13 protein-coding genes and 6 pseudogenes are annotated in these 17,640 nt (G+C 41.0%); all 19 read left to right on the top strand.

The window, feature by feature from the left end:
- The first annotated feature begins 133 nt into the window (after positions 1-133).
- The 19 genes and pseudogenes from rimM (at position 134) to flgC (ending at position 17,631) form a co-directional block, all read left to right on the top strand.
- On the top strand, positions 134-649 hold the full coding sequence (gene rimM / locus QNH10_RS11690; protein ID WP_283731703.1) for a ribosome maturation factor RimM: 516 nt from the start codon (positions 134-136) through the stop codon (positions 647-649).
- Positions 649-1,389 carry a tRNA (guanosine(37)-N1)-methyltransferase TrmD gene (gene trmD, locus QNH10_RS11695; RefSeq protein WP_283734623.1) on the top strand — a complete coding sequence of 247 codons (741 nt, stop codon included), beginning with the start codon at positions 649-651 and terminating at the stop codon, positions 1,387-1,389. The genes rimM and trmD overlap by 1 nt, the downstream gene beginning before the upstream one ends.
- A 503-nt stretch (positions 1,390-1,892) precedes the next feature.
- On the top strand, positions 1,893-2,237 hold the full coding sequence (rplS, locus tag QNH10_RS11700) for a 50S ribosomal protein L19 (protein WP_283731704.1): 345 nt from the start codon (positions 1,893-1,895) through the stop codon (positions 2,235-2,237).
- A 520-nt stretch (positions 2,238-2,757) separates the two neighbouring features.
- Positions 2,758-3,312, top strand: a pseudogene (lepB, locus tag QNH10_RS11705) (signal peptidase I).
- Positions 3,313-3,330: 18 nt separating this feature from the next.
- Positions 3,331-4,314 (top strand): annotated as a pseudogene (gene ylqF / locus QNH10_RS11710) (ribosome biogenesis GTPase YlqF).
- On the top strand, positions 4,311-5,057 hold the full coding sequence (gene rnhB, locus QNH10_RS11715) for a ribonuclease HII (protein WP_347177871.1): 747 nt from the start codon (positions 4,311-4,313) through the stop codon (positions 5,055-5,057). The pseudogene ylqF and the gene rnhB overlap by 4 nt, the downstream one beginning before the upstream one ends.
- A 28-nt stretch (positions 5,058-5,085) precedes the next feature.
- Entirely contained in the window at positions 5,086-5,547 is a 462-nt protein-coding gene (locus tag QNH10_RS11720; RefSeq protein ID WP_283731705.1) for a hypothetical protein, read from the top strand.
- Complete coding sequence (locus QNH10_RS11725; protein ID WP_283731706.1) at positions 5,526-6,713, top strand: hypothetical protein; 1,188 nt, start codon at positions 5,526-5,528, stop codon at positions 6,711-6,713. The genes QNH10_RS11720 and QNH10_RS11725 overlap by 22 nt, the downstream gene beginning before the upstream one ends.
- Complete coding sequence (locus QNH10_RS11730) at positions 6,710-7,009, top strand: EscU/YscU/HrcU family type III secretion system export apparatus switch protein (protein WP_283731707.1); 300 nt, start codon at positions 6,710-6,712, stop codon at positions 7,007-7,009. The genes QNH10_RS11725 and QNH10_RS11730 overlap by 4 nt, the downstream gene beginning before the upstream one ends.
- A 117-nt stretch (positions 7,010-7,126) precedes the next feature.
- Positions 7,127-8,286, top strand: a pseudogene (sucC, locus tag QNH10_RS11735) (ADP-forming succinate--CoA ligase subunit beta).
- A gap of 18 nt (positions 8,287-8,304) precedes the next feature.
- The gene (gene sucD / locus QNH10_RS11740) at positions 8,305-9,207 is read left to right on the top strand and encodes a succinate--CoA ligase subunit alpha (protein WP_283731708.1); all 903 of its coding nucleotides are present in this window, start codon (positions 8,305-8,307) and stop codon (positions 9,205-9,207) included.
- A 70-nt stretch (positions 9,208-9,277) separates the two neighbouring features.
- Entirely contained in the window at positions 9,278-10,153 is an 876-nt protein-coding gene (dprA, locus tag QNH10_RS11745) for a DNA-processing protein DprA (protein ID WP_283731709.1), read from the top strand.
- Positions 10,154-10,334: 181 nt separating this feature from the next.
- Positions 10,335-12,411 (top strand): annotated as a pseudogene (gene topA / locus QNH10_RS11750) (type I DNA topoisomerase).
- A 347-nt stretch (positions 12,412-12,758) separates the two neighbouring features.
- Positions 12,759-13,661: a tyrosine recombinase XerC gene (gene xerC / locus QNH10_RS11755; RefSeq protein ID WP_283731710.1), complete on the top strand. Its 903-nt coding sequence runs from the start codon at positions 12,759-12,761 to the stop codon at positions 13,659-13,661.
- A 9-nt stretch (positions 13,662-13,670) separates the two neighbouring features.
- Positions 13,671-14,215: pseudogene (gene hslV / locus QNH10_RS11760) on the top strand (ATP-dependent protease subunit HslV).
- Positions 14,212-15,613: pseudogene (hslU, locus tag QNH10_RS11765) on the top strand (ATP-dependent protease ATPase subunit HslU). Before hslV ends, hslU begins: the two co-directional pseudogenes overlap by 4 nt.
- Positions 15,614-15,693: 80 nt before the next feature.
- On the top strand, positions 15,694-16,470 hold the full coding sequence (gene codY, locus QNH10_RS11770) for a GTP-sensing pleiotropic transcriptional regulator CodY (protein WP_283731711.1): 777 nt from the start codon (positions 15,694-15,696) through the stop codon (positions 16,468-16,470).
- Positions 16,471-16,777: 307 nt separating this feature from the next.
- Positions 16,778-17,170, top strand: a complete 393-nt coding sequence (gene flgB / locus QNH10_RS11775) for a flagellar basal body rod protein FlgB (RefSeq protein WP_283731712.1) — start codon at positions 16,778-16,780, stop codon at positions 17,168-17,170.
- 2 nt (positions 17,171-17,172) lie between these two features.
- Positions 17,173-17,631 carry a flagellar basal body rod protein FlgC gene (flgC, locus tag QNH10_RS11780; protein ID WP_283731713.1) on the top strand — a complete coding sequence of 153 codons (459 nt, stop codon included), beginning with the start codon at positions 17,173-17,175 and terminating at the stop codon, positions 17,629-17,631.
- Positions 17,632-17,640: the final 9 nt, after the last annotated feature.

Raw genomic sequence — 17,640 nt, forward strand, 5'->3', positions numbered from 1 at the left:
CGAAAGCAAAAGATCAGACTAAACAACAGGCTCACCGGAACTTTTCCGAAAACCTGTGAAAAAGGAGGGAGCTCATGTTCCCTCCTTTTTGTCTATTTACGATTATGTTCTGAAAGAAAGGAAGGTGTATTACATGCAATGGTTCAATGTTGGAAAAATCGTCAACACACACGGAATACATGGTGAAGTCAGAGTCATTTCCCGTACCGATTTCCCTGAAGAAAGATACGCTATCGGGAATGAACTTTCTTTATTCATGTCAAATGAAAAAAAACCAATCAAGCTGATTGTTGCAAGTCATCGCCGCCATAAAAACTTTGACCTTCTGACATTTGAGGGTCATATCAATATTAGTGACGTAGAAAAATACAGAGATGGCATATTAAAAGTCTCTGAAAAGCAGCTTGGAGATCTTGAGGAAGGGGAATTCTACTACCACGAGATCGTCGGCTGCACAGTTTATACGGATAAAGGCGAAGAGCTTGGTGAAGTGACTGAAATCATCGAAACAGGTGCCAATGATGTATGGACAGTCACACCAAAAACAGGAAAGCCACATTACATCCCTTATATCGATGACGTGGTTTTAGAGGTAGATATCGAACAAAAACGAATCGTCATCGAACCAATGGAAGGTCTTCTTTCATGATGAAAATAGATGTTCTCTCCTTATTTCCAGAAATGTTCGAAGGGGTCCTGCATTCATCCATCATGAAAAAAGCGCAGGAGAACGAAGCGGTTTCTTTTAAAGTGACCGATTTCAGGGACTTCTCGGGCAACAAGCATCATAAAGTCGACGATTACCCATACGGCGGTGGAGCTGGAATGGTATTAAAGCCTGAACCTTTATTTGCCGCTGTCGAATCACTGGCACTTGATGCATCTAACAAGCCGCGTGTCATTCTGATGTGCCCTCAAGGTGCCACATTCAATCAACAGAAGGCTGAGGAACTTTCAAAGGAAGAACATCTCGTGTTCCTATGCGGGCATTACGAAGGCTACGACGAGCGCATACGCGAGCATCTTGTCACGGACGAGATTTCGCTCGGCGACTTCGTTCTGACTGGCGGAGAAATTGCCTCAATGGCAATCATCGACAGCGTCGTAAGACTCCTACCAAATGTGTTGGGCAATACGGATTCGCCTGTACATGATTCATTCTCGACTGGACTACTCGAACACCCGCAATACACAAGACCTGCCGATTTCAGAGGAATGAAAGTCCCAGATGTCCTTCTATCAGGAAATCACGCCGAAATCGAAAAATGGCGGCAAGAACAGTCATTGAAAAGGACGTTTGAACGAAGAAGAGACCTTTTGGCTAATGCACCATTGACGGAACATCAACAAAAGTACTTAAAACGTTTGTATGAGGAAGAAAATCAATAAAATAACGCATAATAGTGATCAAACACGCATAAAAGCCACGAGAAACGCAGAAATCTGTCGAAAAACGCATAAAGCAGAACTTATGCGTATCTGACGCGATTTATGCGCATCTCACTGACTTTATGCGTGATTGTGGTAGATAGAAAACTTTATTATGAAGTATTTCCGTTGATTGAAGCTAAAGGCGGCGAAGTGCAAAAATGTGCTCTCAACGCTTCGCTTTTGTTCGCAAAAGCCGTTCTTTGTTACGGCTTTTCCTGTGGGATTTAGCGCGAATGGTGAGACCCCGCAGGAGCGAAGCGACGAGGAGGCTCACCCGCGCCCCACGGAAAGCGTCCGCCTGTAGCGTAAATCAACTGTTAGCCTTACTAAATTTCACGCTTGCACAAGCCATTCTAATATGTTATCATCTACTATGTACTTCTATGGGGAGTACAAACTGACTGGTGTTCCGCTGCAAAGGCAAGAAGTGCAAGAGCATCTGTGAATAAGGAGAGAAAATCATGCAAAACATTATTGCAGAAGTAACAAAAGACCAACTTCGTACAGATCATCCTGATTTCCGTCCTGGGGACACTGTCCGCTTGCACGTGAAAATCGTTGAGGGCACGCGTGAGCGTATCCAGCTTTTCGAAGGTGTCGTTATCAAACGTCGTGGAGGCGGAATCAGTGAAACTTTCACAGTTCGTAAAATCTCCAACGGTGTTGGTGTTGAACGTACATTCCCTGTACACACACCAAAAATTGCTAAACTTGAAGTAACTCGTCGTGGTAAAGTACGCCGTGCGAAATTGTACTACCTTCGCAACCTACGCGGAAAAGCTGCACGTATCAAAGAAATCCGATAATATGCAAACGGCGGAGAGCATCTCTCCGCTGTTTCTTTTTGTAGCAAAAGGAGGCCAAAAGAAAATGGTCTCCTTTCTTTTTGTTGTTAACTCCAGGCGCCCCGTGCTTTTGTTTGCATCCAGCTCTGGGTGGCAGCCTGTCGGGTCATAAGTCAGCTCTGCTACACGGCAAAAAAGCGCCTGCATGGATGCAGGTGTGCAGTCGTCGCGACAGGACGTCGCGCACTTAGACTGCCTTCCGCAGCTTTATGCCTGTCGAGGCTAACCGCCACCCTCCGCTTTTGTTTTGCATCCAGCTCTGGGTGGCAGCCTCTCGGGTCATAAGTCAGCTCTGCTACACGGCAAAAAAGCGCCTGCATGGATGCAGGTGTGCAGACGTCGCGACAGGACGTCGCGCACTTAGACTGCCTTCCGCTGCCTTATGCCTGTCGAGGCTAACCGCCACCCTGTGCTTTTGTTTTTGCCTGAAATATGATAAAACGGTACAATAGCTATAGTAGTTCGGCGGGAGGCTTTGACGATGAATGAGGAAAAGAAGAAAAATGAAACATGGGAATGGATTAAAGCGCTATTAATCGCGTTCGGGTTGGCAGCAGTCATTCGAATATTTCTATTTACACCAATTGTAGTAGACGGTATTTCAATGATGCCGACACTTGAGCATGGAGATAAAATGATCGTAAACAAAATCGGTTACACACTGGTAAACCCGATCGTTTCGATATTGTCGTCTTCCATGCCCCTGAAAAAAAGGATTATATTAAACGGGTCATCGGGCTTCCTGGAGACAAGGTTGAATACCGGGATGATATTTTATATATCAATGATGTACCACAGGAAGAACCTTATCTTGACCAATACAAAGCAGAGGTCACAGACGGCCCATTAACTGAAGATTTTACTCTTGAAGAGAAAATTGATAGGATGACCGTACCGGAAGGTCATGTTTTCGTTATGGAGATAATCGCCGAAAAAGTAAGGATTCGAGACATATCGGAGCGGTTCCTATCGATGAAATCATAGGAAGTACAAAATTTTTTTTTGGCCAATCGCAGATTTCGGATTGGTGGAGTAAAGAAAGGGGTTGAGTACATTGACGATTCAATGGTTTCCGGCCATATGGCCAAAGCAAGACGGGAAGTTACGGAACAATTGAAACTTGTCGATATCGTATTTGAATTGATAGACGCCAGATTACCCCTTTCATCAAGGAATCCAATGATTGACGAGGTTATTCAACAAAAACCGAGATTATTGATATTAAATAAGATGGATCTTGCGGATGAAAAAAGAGACAGACCGCTGGATTAAACACTTTGAAGCAGAAGGTATTCGGGCTGTCGCTATCAATTCATTTGAAGGAAAAGGCCTACAAACGGTGACGAAGGCGGCAAAGGAGATACTGGCACCGAAAATTGAGCGTATGAAAAAAAGAGGTATCCGACCTGGAGCCATCCGTGCAATGATTGTCGGAATTCCGAATGTCGGTAAATCAACATTAATAAATCGTTTGGCGAAGAAAAATATAGCTAAAACGGGAAATAAGCCAGGTGTAACAAAAGCACAGCAATGGATCAAGTTTGAAAAAGAACTTGAATTATTGGATACCCCAGGAATTCTATGGCCGAAATTCGAAGATCAAGCGGTCGGGTACAAACTTGCCTTAACAGGCGCGATTAAAGATACAGTTGTTAATATGGAAAACCTTGCTGTATACGGACTGCGTTTTTTAGAAACGCATTATCCCGATCGGCTCGAAAAACGATATGGCATAAAAACGGTTGGAGAAGATATCCAAGCGGTCTTCAATACGATAGGTGAGTCCCGCAAGGCGTATATTCAAGGCGGGGAAATTGATTATGACAAAGTAGCTGAATTGATTGTGTTGGACATACGCAGCGAACTGTTAGGCAAGTTAACATTCGATTTTACAGACGAGAACAAGAGGAAATGGTCGATAACGTTACGGAATAATTCCGTGACAATCGGCCTTTTTCTATTAAGGGCAATAAACGTAGCGCTGCTTTTGCCGATAAAAAAGATAAGGCGATATACATATAAAAGGGGAAAAACATGAAAACGATAAAAGAAATCTCCGAGCGATTAAAATCAACAGAAATACCTCAACAATGGATGAAGGAACTTGAAACCGATCATCGTATCGGTGTGAAAACGGAGTTGGAACGCTGGTATCGAAAATTTGAGAAGAAACAGCAATTGAAAAAAATGCTACAAGAAAAAATCGACTTTGATGATAGCTATAAGGTAGCCGATACGGAATTGGTTGCGGGTGTAGATGAGGCGGGACGTGGGCCTTTAGCGGGTCCCGTTGTTTGCGCCGCTGTTATTTTGCCGGACGAAGTAGACTGTCTTTTAGGTCTTGATGATTCAAAAAAGACGCCAAAGCAGGAAAGGAATCGTCTAGCATCCTTGATAAAAGAAATTGCAGTTAGTTATTCAATACATATTCAATCAGCGGAACGGATAGATTCCGTGAATATTTATGCTGCGACGAGGGAATCGATGGAGACAGCTGTAAATAATTTATCTGTCTATCCATCGATTGTTTTGGCAGATGCAATGGCACTTAAAGTTAACTGCCGTTGTGAATCAATTATTAAAGGGGATGCACAAAGTCTTGCGATAGCAGCTGCCTCTATATTGGCAAAGACGACAAGGGATGATTTGATGGACGAGCTTGATACTTGTTACCCAATGTATCAATTCAAAAAGAATGCAGGGTACGGTACGCCAGAGCACGTTGAAGCTCTCCGTATCCATGGCCGTGTGCACAGCATAGGAAAACTTTTGAGCCTGTAAAATCGATATTGGAAGGTGTGATGGAGAGGTGAGTCATCCATCGATTCAGAGATTGATGAATCAGACTGTTACCACAACCTCAAAAGCCCAGCCATTACGTGAAGGGCAAATGTTTCATGGGCAGATAAAACAACTTTACAAAGGGCAGATGGCTGAAGTGCAAATTGGTGATCAGAAATTGATGGCCCGACTGGAAGTACCGATGAAGGCGGGAGATGCATATTTCTTCCAGGTAAAATCTGTTGAACCGGAACTGCAATTAAAGGTTATTACAGGTCCTTTAAATGAAACGGATACAAGGGCAAAACAACTAATAAATTTGATGGAGTCAATGCAACTCCCAAAACAAGCGGAAATGCAAACTTTATTGAACCATTTTATGAATCGAAAATTACCTGTATCCCGTGAAAATCTCATAGGCGCGGCCCAACTCATGAAATCTGTACCTCCTACTATTCAGGGGAAGCGTTGCACTCAATTCAGCGTCTGATTGAATTGAAATTGCCATTAAGTGATCTTAACTTTAAAACATTCGTTGGAATTGAAACCAAAGAAGGATTTCACGGTGTTTTAGACTTGCTTAAAACAGCGTTAATTGACGACTTGGGAGTTTCGCCACAACTAAAAGAGAGCATAATAGGAACTTCAGATACATTGGGAAGATTTACGCACTTGGCTTCGGAAAGAGTGTTAGTTAGTGAGGTATTGATAAAACTAATAGATGGAAAAGCTCCACTGGCGGAAAGATCTCAATTGTTGGGCATGATGAAGACATCCGGTGTTCTTCCTCCCGTAATAACACTTGCGAATCTACAAGAATTGGTTAATGAAGAATCTGGTTCAGAAAATTTGCGTGCAACTTTGGAACAAACCCGTTCTATGCCGTTTAGTACAGATGTGGCGTCAAAGTTAGGTGAGTTCTTACAGCACGTGGCTAAGAGTAATGGCATTCGTGATTTGTATCTCATGATGGAGCAATCACCCCTTCCTGTTGCAAAAGAATTAATCAGAATTTCAAATTCAGTGGTTGAACAATCCATAGACGGAAATGTAATGAAGGAAGCAATGCAAAAACTATTCAATTCTTTAGGATTTAATTACGAAGCGGAATTATTACGGCAGGAGCCGGATTTCAAAAAGATAGCAGACATGTTAAAGCCGCAATTGATTTCCTTGTTGAATGACACTGAAATTTCTCCTGCTCTAAAGGGAGTCGCAGAATTTGCATTGGCTCGCATGAATGGTTCACTTTTGCATACTGGTGAAGCAGGTGTGAACCAACAGATTATTATGCAATTCCCGCTTGAGTTTTTAGGAAAACGTATAGATGCAACATTGCAATGGAATGGAAGAATGAAGGATGACGGAAAAATCGATCCAGAATATGCAAGGATTATGTTTTACCTTGACTTGGATTCGATTAAGGAAACAGTTATTGATATGCAGGTACAAAATAGAATTGTGGCTGTCACAGTTTTCAATGATGATGAAAGGTTAAAGGCTATCGGAAGCGTTTTTCAGGACAAATTGAAGAGTGGACTTGAATCGGCAGACTATAAATTATCTGGCGTCTCTTTTAAAAAACTTGCAAAAGAAGAAGGCTTAAAAAAGATTCAGTCGAAGATAGATTTTCAAGGAGTTGACCTTCGGATATGATGGAAAATAAGAATATGAGAAAAGGTGCAATTGCACTTTCATATGATCCCAATGTCGAGGAGGCACCAAAAATAATTGCTAAGGGCAAAGGTATGATAGCCCAAAATATTATTGAAAAAGCAAAGGAGCACGACATACCGATACAAGAAGACGCAACTTTGGTGGCGTTATTGGGTCAACTTGACGTGAACGAAACGATTCCAGAACAGCTATATCAAGCCGTAGCAGAGGTGTTTGCCTACATTTACCATATTGATAGAAACCATGGTGTATCAAAGAAAAATATCGTAAAATGATGAACTCTGTCAAAAAATACACAAAAAGCGCATACAATTGTGGACATTAATTTACATCTTTACTACAATGGATACGGCAGTAAATTATGAGCTACAAGTTCGAATGGAGGATGTAAGATGAATATCCATGAATATCAAGGTAAGCAGCTGCTTAGAGATTATGGCGTTGCTGTTTCAAACGGTCGGGTAGCATTCTCACCCGATGAAGCTGTAAAAGCGGCGAAAGAGCTCGGAACTGACGTCATCGTCGTCAAAGCACAAATCCATGCTGGCGGGCGTGGTAAAGCGGGCGGCGTTAAAATCGCTAAAAATCTTGACGAAGTGCGTGAATACGCAAAAGAGCTTCTTGGTAAAACTCTTGTAACCCATCAAACAGGTCCAGAAGGTAAAGAAATTAAAAGACTTCTTATCGAAGAAGGATCCGATATTAAAAAAGAATACTATATTGGCCTTGTAGTTGACCGCGCTACTGATCGTGTTACGTTAATGGGATCTGAAGAAGGCGGAATGGACATCGAGGAAGTTGCTGAAAAAACACCTGAAAAAATCTTTAAAGAAGTTATCGATCCTATCGTCGGCTTGACAGGTTTCCAAGCTAGACGTATGGCATTCAACATGAACATCCCAACACATCTTGTAAACAAGGCAGCGAAATTCATGCTTGGCCTTTATCAAGTGTTTGTTGAAAAAGATGCTTCCATCGTAGAAATCAATCCACTTGTCGTTACAAGTAATGATGATGTATTGGCGTTGGATGCAAAATTCAACTTTGACGCAAACGCGTTATATCGTCATAAAGACATTGTCGAATTACGCGATTTCGATGAAGAAGACGCAAAAGAAATCGAAGCATCGAAATACGACCTTAGCTATATTTCTTTAGATGGCAATATCGGCTGCATGGTTAACGGTGCCGGCCTTGCTATGGCTACGATGGATACAATCAATTACTACGGCGGAGCACCCGCAAACTTCCTTGACGTTGGGGGCGGTGCGACTGCTGAGAAAGTTACTGAAGCATTCAAAATCATCCTGTCCGACGAAGCTGTTAAAGGAATTTTCGTTAACATTTTCGGTGGTATCATGAAATGTGACGTTATCGCAGAAGGTGTTATTGCAGCTGCGAAAGAAGTGGACTTCAAGTACCATTAGTCGTACGTTTGGAAGGTACAAATGTGGACAAAGGTAAAGCTTTATTGAACGAATCTGGTTTGAATATCATCGCTGCTGACACAATGGCAGACGGTGCACAAAAGATTGTTGAACTCGTAGGCTAAGAAAGGCAGGGACAAACGATGGCTATTTATATTAATAAAGATACAAAAGTGATTGTACAAGGTATCACAGGTTCTACAGCTCTTTTCCATACAAAGCAAATGCTTGAGTATGGCACGAAAATTGTTGGTGGAGTTACTCCAGGAAAAGGCGGAACAGAAGTTGAAGGTGTTCCTGTTTTCAACACTGTTGAAGAAGCGGTTAAAGCAACAGGCGCAAACGTATCCGTCATCTATGTTCCAGCTCCTTTTGCAGCGGATGCGATTCTTGAAGCAGTCGATGCAGAATTGGATATGGCAATCTGTATTACTGAACACATTCCAGTTATTGATATGATTAAAGTTAAACGCTATATGGAAGGTAAGAAAACCCGTCTTGTTGGGCCGAACTGCCCTGGTGTCATCACTGCTGATGAATGCAAGATTGGTATTATGCCTGGCTACATCCATACAAAAGGCCATGTCGGTGTCGTTTCCCGTTCTGGGACATTGACTTATGAAGCAACTCACCAATTAAGCCAAGCTGGTATCGGTCAAACAACTGCAGTCGGAATCGGTGGAGACCCTGTAAACGGTACGAATTTCATCGATGTTCTTAAGGCGTTCAATGAAGACCCTGAAACATATGCGGTTGTCATGATCGGTGAAATCGGTGGTACTGCTGAGGAAGAGGCTGCTGAGTGGGTTAAGGCTAACATGACTAAACCTGTTGTTGGCTTCATCGGTGGTCAAACTGCACCTCCAGGAAAACGTATGGGCCACGCTGGCGCAATCATTTCCGGTGGTAAAGGTACTGCAGCTGAAAAGATCAAAGCAATGAACGCAGCAGGTATCGAAGTTGCAGACACACCATCCGTAATCGGCGAAACATTGATTAAAGTTTTGAAAGAAAAAGGGCTTTACGAACAATGTAAAACTCATTAATTCATAGTACGGCATGCAGGTAAAACTGCATGCTGTTCTTTTGCATTTACGCATCTAAAGGAGGAACCAAATGGAAATTACTGAAGTTGACAAAAGACTACTTGCTTTACATTATGTATATCCTGTGCCTTTCAATAAATTAAGTGAAATAATGAGGAATGATCCGGATCTCGAACTTCTTTTTAACTATTATGCAAGTGACCTAGCGAGGCTGCTGCAAATCCCCGAAATTAAAGCAGTCCGTCTGAAAGAACAGCTTGTACTTCATGAAAAAACCCCCTTTCATCTACTTTATCATCAAGAAAACATCATACCCATACCAATAACGAATAAGAACTATCCGCAGTCATTAAAATTGTTAGTTGATCCTCCAACTGTTCTATATTTAAGAGGAATGACAAGCGTTTTGAAGGCGTCGTTAAAAGTCGCCATAATTGGCTCGAGAAAAGCAACAGATTACTCTAAAAAAGCACTTTCTTTCATTGTACCTCCACTTGTCGATAAGGGGGCAGTCATTGTTTCCGGGCTTGCGAAAGGTGCCGATACAATGGCACATGAATCGGCAATTCAATATGGCGGTAAAACAATTGCGGTTTTAGGTCATGGATTGTTTCATTTGTATCCTTATGCCAATAGACATCTCGCTCAAGAAATAGCAAAAAAACATTTATTATTAACTGAATACCCACCCTATATGAAACCGGCGAAATGGACATTTCCGATGCGCAATCGAATTATAAGTGGACTATCAGAATCTGTGATTATAACTGAATCAAATGAGAAAAGCGGAACGATGAGCACAGTAGACCACGCTCTTGAACACGGGAAGGCCATTTACGCCGTTCCGGGGCCAATTACATCGTCTTTATCGCTTGGGCCGAATAAATTGATTGTACAGGGCGCTAAACCCATCTGGAACGGCTTTCAAGTGTTCGAAATGAGCTAGCTGAAAACATGTAAATTCCAATCATTGTACTGAAAAGGTTGATTTTATCTCAAATCTGTTATACATTTTGCATCAGATATTCTTTTGAGTCTGTATTCACCAGTAGTGAGAATGGGCAAGGATAAACAACAACCAATTTTGGTGAATAAATAGGATACCTCTATGAGGAGGAACATAGCAAATGGCAGATTATTTAGTAATTGTCGAATCTCCAGCAAAGGCGAAGACAATTGAGCGTTATTTAGGAAAAAAGTATAAAGTACGTGCATCTATCGGTCATTTAAGGGATTTGCCACGCAGCCAAATGGGCGTGGACACCGAAAATAATTATGAACCGAAATATATTACAATACGCGGAAAAGGTCCGATTCTCCAAGAATTGAAAAAAGATGCGAAAAAAGCGAAGAAAATATTCCTCGCAGCTGACCCCGACAGAGAAGGGGAGGCAATTGCTTGGCATCTGGCCCATCAATTGGGAGTTGATATCGATTCGGACTGTCGTGTAGTATTTAATGAAATTACGAAGGATGCTATTAAAGAATCTTTTAAAAGCCCAAGACCGATAGATATGAATCGTGTAGATGCTCAACAGGCAAGAAGGATTTTAGACAGACTTGTAGGCTATAATATTAGCCCAATCCTTTGGAAGAAAGTTAAAAAAGGATTATCGGCCGGTAGAGTACAATCTGTTGCATTACGATTAATAATTGATCGTGAGAATGAGATAAAGGCTTTTGTGCCAGAGGAATACTGGAGCATAGTTGGAGAGTTTACTAAAAACGGGAAAAAATTTGAGGCTTCTTTTTATGGCGATGCTAAGAAAAAATTGAAGCTCGAAAATAAGGAACAGGTCGATGAGATCCTATCAAAAATGTCTGGCGAAGAATTCGAAGTCGTAAACCTTGTTAAAAAGGAAAGAAAAAGGAATGCTGCACCACCTTTCACTACTTCTTCTCTCCAGCAGGAAGCGGCACGCAAGTTGAATTTCAGAGCACGTAAGACTATGATGCTTGCACAACAGTTGTATGAAGGTATCAATACAGGAAAAGAAGGAATTGTTGGACTCATCACATATATGAGAACGGATTCTACCCGTATTTCCGAAGGGGCCAAAGCAGAGGCTGCCTCTTTTATCGAAACAATGTACGGGAAAGAATACATTTCAACTACAAAGACGAAGGCCAAGGAATCGGCCAATTCCCAAGATGCGCATGAAGCAGTGAGACCAACATCAGTTATGAGACCACCTGAGGCGATGAAAGCGTTTTTATCCCGTGACCAGCTTAGATTATATAAATTGATTTGGGAGCGCTTTGTGGCGAGTCAGATGGCCCAAGCTGTTCTTGATACTGTTACAGCTGATCTGATGAACGGAGAAGTTAAGTTCAGAGCGACGGGATCAGAAGTTAAATTCCCTGGATTTATGAAAGTCTATATTGAGGGGGACGACGATCAGCAAGAGGAAAAGGATCGGATATTACCCCCGCTTGAAATAGGCGAGCTTATTAAAGGTGAAGATATTGATCCGAAGCAGCATTTCACGCAGCCACCTCCGCGGTATTCTGAAGCGAGGCTTGTTAAGACCCTTGAGGAGCTTGGAATTGGGAGACCATCGACATATGCGCCGACACTTGATACGATTCAAAAACGTGGTTATGTCACATTGGACGCCAAACGTTTTGTGCCGACCGAGCTTGGTGAAATTGTCCATCAAGCTATGAATCAATACTTCCCGGACATCATAAACGTTGAATTTACTGCGGAGATGGAAAAAAGTCTGGATGATGTTGAAGAAGGCGAAGTTCAGTGGAAGCAGGTCATAGATGAATTTTATAAGGAATTTGAAAAGCATCTAAAAGTAGCTGAAGAGGAAATGGAGAAAATTGAAATCAAAGATGAGCCAGCAGGAGAAGACTGTGAAAAATGCGGTTCACCAATGGTATTCAAAATGGGACGCTACGGTAAATTTATGGCATGCTCAAACTTTCCGGATTGTAGAAATACTAAAGCGATCATTAAGCCAATCGGAGTCACTTGTCCATCTTGTAAAGAGGGGCAAGTTGTCGAAAAGAAAGAGTAAAACGAAGAGGATATTCTTTGGATGTGACCGCTATCCAGAATGTGAATATGTTTCTTGGGATAAACCGATATCGAGGCCGTGTCCTAAGTGTCAAAGTACCTTAGTCGAAAAACGACTTAAAAAAGGTGTTCAAATTCAATGTACGGAATGTGATTACAAAGAGGATGCACAAGAGTAATCAATGGGCACTGATTTTAAATTGTTGTTAAGAGGCTGCGCAATGTGGAAATAATTCACATTGTGCAGTTTTTCATGTTACAACTACGATAATTTGAACAAATTGTGTCAAAATAAAGATGAGTTCACGAGATGTCAGACTTCCTAAGACGATTCTGTTGCCGAAGTGGCGAAAGGGTTGTATAGTGAATCGTGGACGACTTTCGAATTACACGATTAGTCCTCCAATTCGATTAATTAGATCGAGAATGTAATCTATTTTTAAAAAACAAAGAAGAACCACTATTCAAACATGTTCTAATTTTGTTATAATTAACAAGGTGATTCATTATGGGGGTGAACCACTTAATGCAGCAAAATGAGATGTCTATTATTCTTGACGAGTATATATCCTATATTCGACTGGAAAAGAACTATTCGTCGTTAACTGTTTCGGAATACAGCAATGATATCCGGGAGTTTTTTTCTTTTTTAGGTCAAGAAGGAATTGTAGACTTAGACAAAGTCGAGTACCCAGAGGCAAGATTATATGTAACAAGACTGTACGATCGCGGTTTATCAAGAATGACAATTTCCCGAAAAATTTCGTCGATACGTTCGTTATATAAATTTGGAAATGCTCGATTCGGGATAAATGATAGTGCATTCCGTTTGTTAAACCACCCAAAGAAGGAACAGCGGCTTCCGGCTTTTTTTTATGAAGAAGAACTGGAAATGCTGTTCACATCTTGCAATGGTGAAGATCCAAAATCACTTCGCAATCTTGCCCTCCTTGAATTGCTTTATGCAACTGGCATACGGGTAAGTGAATTGACATTCATCAGACTTGCAGATATCGATAATTCACTTGGGATTATCAAGGTGATGGGTAAAGGTAGGAAGGAACGTTATGTACCTTATGGAAGTTTTGCCCAGACAGCTTTGGAATCCTATTTGGAGAAAAGTCGTCCTATATTGATGAAGAAGCAAAACCATCAATCCTTGTTTGTTAATTTACGTGGTGAACCGATTACTGATAGTGGTGTTCGTCATGTCTTAAACAAAATGATGGAGGTAGCTGCAATTCATGGTAAGATTCATCCGCATATGATCCGCCATTCGTTTGCGACACATTTGCTCTCAAATGGGGCGGATATACGGACAGTTCAGGAACTTCTTGGCCATAGTCATTTATCTTCGACACAAGTGTATACGCATATTACAAAAGAACACTTGCGGAAAGTATATATGAAGACACATCCGCGAGCGTAGGAGGATGAGCTGATGGAATTTCATGCCACCACGATATTTGCTGTAAGGCATAATGGTGTTTGTGCAATGTCAGGTGATGGGCAAGTGACGATGGGGAATCCGTTGTCATGAAGAATACTGCGAAAAAGGTAAGAAGACTCTTTGGAGACAAAATCCTCGCAGGCTTTGCAGGTTCGGTTGCCGATGCCTTTACCCTTTTTGAACTTTTCGAAGGTAAATTGGGTGAATTTAATGGAAACCTTGAGCGTGCGGCAGTTGAAGTTGCAAAAGAATGGCGAGGAGACCGTATCCTAAGAAAATTGGAGGCACTACTTTTAGTTGCCGATAAGGACAGGATTTTACTTGTTTCGGGTACGGGCGAAGTTATTGAGCCTGATGACGGTATCCTTGCTATTGGGTCCGGTGGAAACTATGCGTTGGCTGCAGGACGTGCGTTGAAAAAGTATAGTGGCGATTCACTTACCGCTGAAGAGATTGCAAGGGCGGCACTTGAAACTGCCGCAGAAATATGTGTCTACACAAATGATCGAATTATTGTGGAGGTACTAAAATGAACAAAAAAAAGGAAATGACACCACGCGAGCTTACTGCATTCCTTGATCGCTATATTGTTGGCCAAGACGCAGCTAAAAAGGCTGTTGCGGTTGCAATGCGGAATAGATATCGAAGAAGTCTTTTGACGGATGAAGAGAAAAGTGAAATCATACCGAAAAATATTTTGATGATTGGACCTACTGGAGTGGGGAAGACTGAAATAGCAAGAAGAATTGCGAAATTAGTGAACGCTCCATTCGTCAAGGTAGAGGCGACCAAGTTTACAGAAGTCGGATATGTTGGCAGAGATGTCGAGTCGATGGTTAGAGATTTGACTGAAGTCGGTGTCAGAATCGTCCGTGAAGAAATGCGAGAATCTGTGAGGGGTCAGGCTGAAAAGCTTGCAGAAGAGCGGCTTGTGAGTTGTTAGTCCCGGAACGGAAACGAAAAGGGAATATGCAAAACCCTTTTGAAATGCTTTTCGGACAAAAGGCTGATGAAGAGGAAAAGGATTCAGTGGAGCAAGTTGAAATTGGCCGAAAACGCTCGGAAATTTCAAGTAGGCTTGCTGCAGGGGAGTTAGAAGAGGAAATGATTACGGTCGAAGTCTCTTCCCAACAACCTTCGATGTTTGACGCGCTCCAAGGTTCGGGAATGGAACAAATGGGGGCGAGTATGCAAGATGCATTCTCTTCTCTAATGCCGAAAAAAACGATGAAACGAAAAATGAAGGTGAGGGATGCAAGGAAAATCCTTCAAGCAGAAGAAGCGGATAAACTAATTGATACTGATGAAATAGCAAGAAAAGCAGTTGAAGCAGTTGAACAACAAGGTATTATCTTCATCGATGAAATGGATAAAATCGCTAGTCGTGGCAATAGTGGCGGTTCTTCTGCAGATGTTTCAAGAGAAGGTGTACAAAGAGACATTCTTCCAATTGTGGAGGGCTCAACCGTTACTACGAAATACGGCCCTGTTAAAACGGATTTTATCCTGTTTATCGCGGCAGGCGCTTTTCATATGTCTAAACCATCGGATATCATTCCAGAGCTTCAGGGCGTTTCCCGATTCGAGTAGAGCTTGATAAACTGACAAAAGATGACTTTTTCAGGATATTGAAAGAACCAGATTTTTCGTTGATCACTCAATATCAAAGATTATTGGCGACAGAAAACGTCAATATTGAATTTACAGAGGATGCGATTGAGCGTATCGCTGAAATTGCATATGATGTGAATGACAATACGGAAAATATCGGTGCTCGTCGATTGCATACCATTTTGGAAAAATTACTTGAGGAACTATCCTATGAAGCAGCTGAAATTGGACCGACCACAATTAAAATTACGTTGGCATATGTCGATGAAAAGATGAAAAACATCATAAAAAACAAAGATTTGTCACATTTTATCCTTTAATTGAGTCGTTTTACTTTATTTAACGATTAAAAAGCTTTAGAATATTCATAAATGCACGGAAACCTAAGGAGGAAATAGTAATGGCTTTACTAACTAAAACAAGAAAAATCAACGCAATGTTACAAGAATCAGCAGGGAAATCTGTTAACTTTAAGGAAATGGCGGAAAAGTTAAGTTCAGTTATTGAATGTAATGCTTTCATCGTCAGCCGTAAAGGTAAACTACTTGGACTAGAAATTCATCAACAAATCGAAAATGAGCGTTTGAAACAAATGTTTGAAGATCGTAAATTCCCTGAGGAATATACAAAAAAACTTTTCGAAGTGAACGAAACATCTTCCAATATTGACGTTTACAGTGATTACACAGTATTTCCTGAAGAAGAACGTGAACTCTTTAAGGAAGGCCTAACTACTGTTGTTCCAATTATTGGTGGTGGAGAACGCCTTGGTACACTAATTCTTGCTCGATTACAACAAGAGTTCACTGAAGATGATCTTATCCTTGCTGAATACGGCGCTACAGTTGTTGGTATGGAAATTCTTCGTGAAAGAGCAGAAGAAATTGAAATCGAAGCACGTAGTAAGGCTGTCGTTCAAATGGCGATCAACTCGCTTTCTTATAGCGAACACGAAGCAATTGAACATATTTTCAATGAGCTTAATGGTAACGAGGGACTACTTGTTGCTTCAAAAATTGCAGACAGAGTTGGAATAACACGTTCAGTTATCGTAAATGCTTTACGTAAACTTGAAAGTGCTGGTGTAATTGAATCACGTTCCCTTGGTATGAAAGGAACGTATATCAAAGTCCTTAACAGTAAATTCCTTGAAGAACTTGAAAACCAAAAGAATTAATTAAATCCTGATAACACTTTCGCATTATTTTGCGGAAGTGTTATTTTTATGAAAAGAAATATGGGAAAAAATATTAAATGATAGGTTCATATTTGAAGGAGCCGAAGTAATAGTCCTATAAGTTAGTTTTTACCTATGTCTAATGTATTTAAAAGGGTTGTTTTGTACTATGCTATTTACATTAATATGATAGACAAAGTTCTTCAAAATCCGATACAATAAGACATATATATATATAATTTTATATTTGATAGAAATTAAAACTTGTAATACATAGAGTTAAAAAGATATGAGGTGATTTATAGATATGAATATTTACGGATCCACTATCTCACTCTTGGAACGTGGACTGAATTTTTCATCTGCTAAAGGTAAAGCAATTTCGCAAAATATAGCAAATGTCGACACGCCGAACTATAAAGCGAAGAGTGTTAGTTTTAAAGAACTACTTCACGAATCCAGTACAAGCCCTATAAAAGCATATCGGACGAATGACTTGCACATTGACTTCAATTCGAACGTATCACAAAAAAGTGGGTTCAACAGTTCGGATTTCCGCTATAGGCATAATGGTAATGGAGTAGATATGGAAAAGGAACAAGCGGATCTTGCAGCAAACCAGATTTATTATAATGCGCTTGTCGATCGTTTAAATGGGAAGTTTAATACACTTCAAAACGTTATCAAGGGAGGCCGTTAAGGATGTCAATATTTCAAAGTTTGAACACTTCCGCTTCAGCCTTAACCGCTCAACGTTTAAGGATGGATGTTATTTCCTCGAATATGGCTAATGTTGAAACGACAAGAGGTAAAATGGTAAATGGCGAATGGCAGCCATACCGAAGAAAAACAGTAAGCTTCAAACCTATTGAAGGGCAATTTTCAACAATGTTAAATGCAGCAATAGGAAATAATAAGGGTACTGCGGGTTACGGAGTAACGGTCTCAGCAATTAATGAAGATCTGGAGACTCCGTTTAAACTTGTATTTGATCCAACACACCCCGATGCGAATGAAGATGGCTACGTTCAAATGCCGAACGTAGATCCGTTAAGGGAAATGATTGATCTTATGTCAGCAACAAGATCTTATGAGGCAAATATAACTGTATTAAATGCCAATAAATCTATGCTAATGAAAGCCCTTGAGATAGGTAAATGATAAGGGGAG

This window comes from Sporosarcina thermotolerans (genome assembly GCF_030067815.1).
GTDB classification, from domain to species: Bacteria; Bacillota; Bacilli; order Bacillales_A; family Planococcaceae; genus Sporosarcina; species Sporosarcina thermotolerans.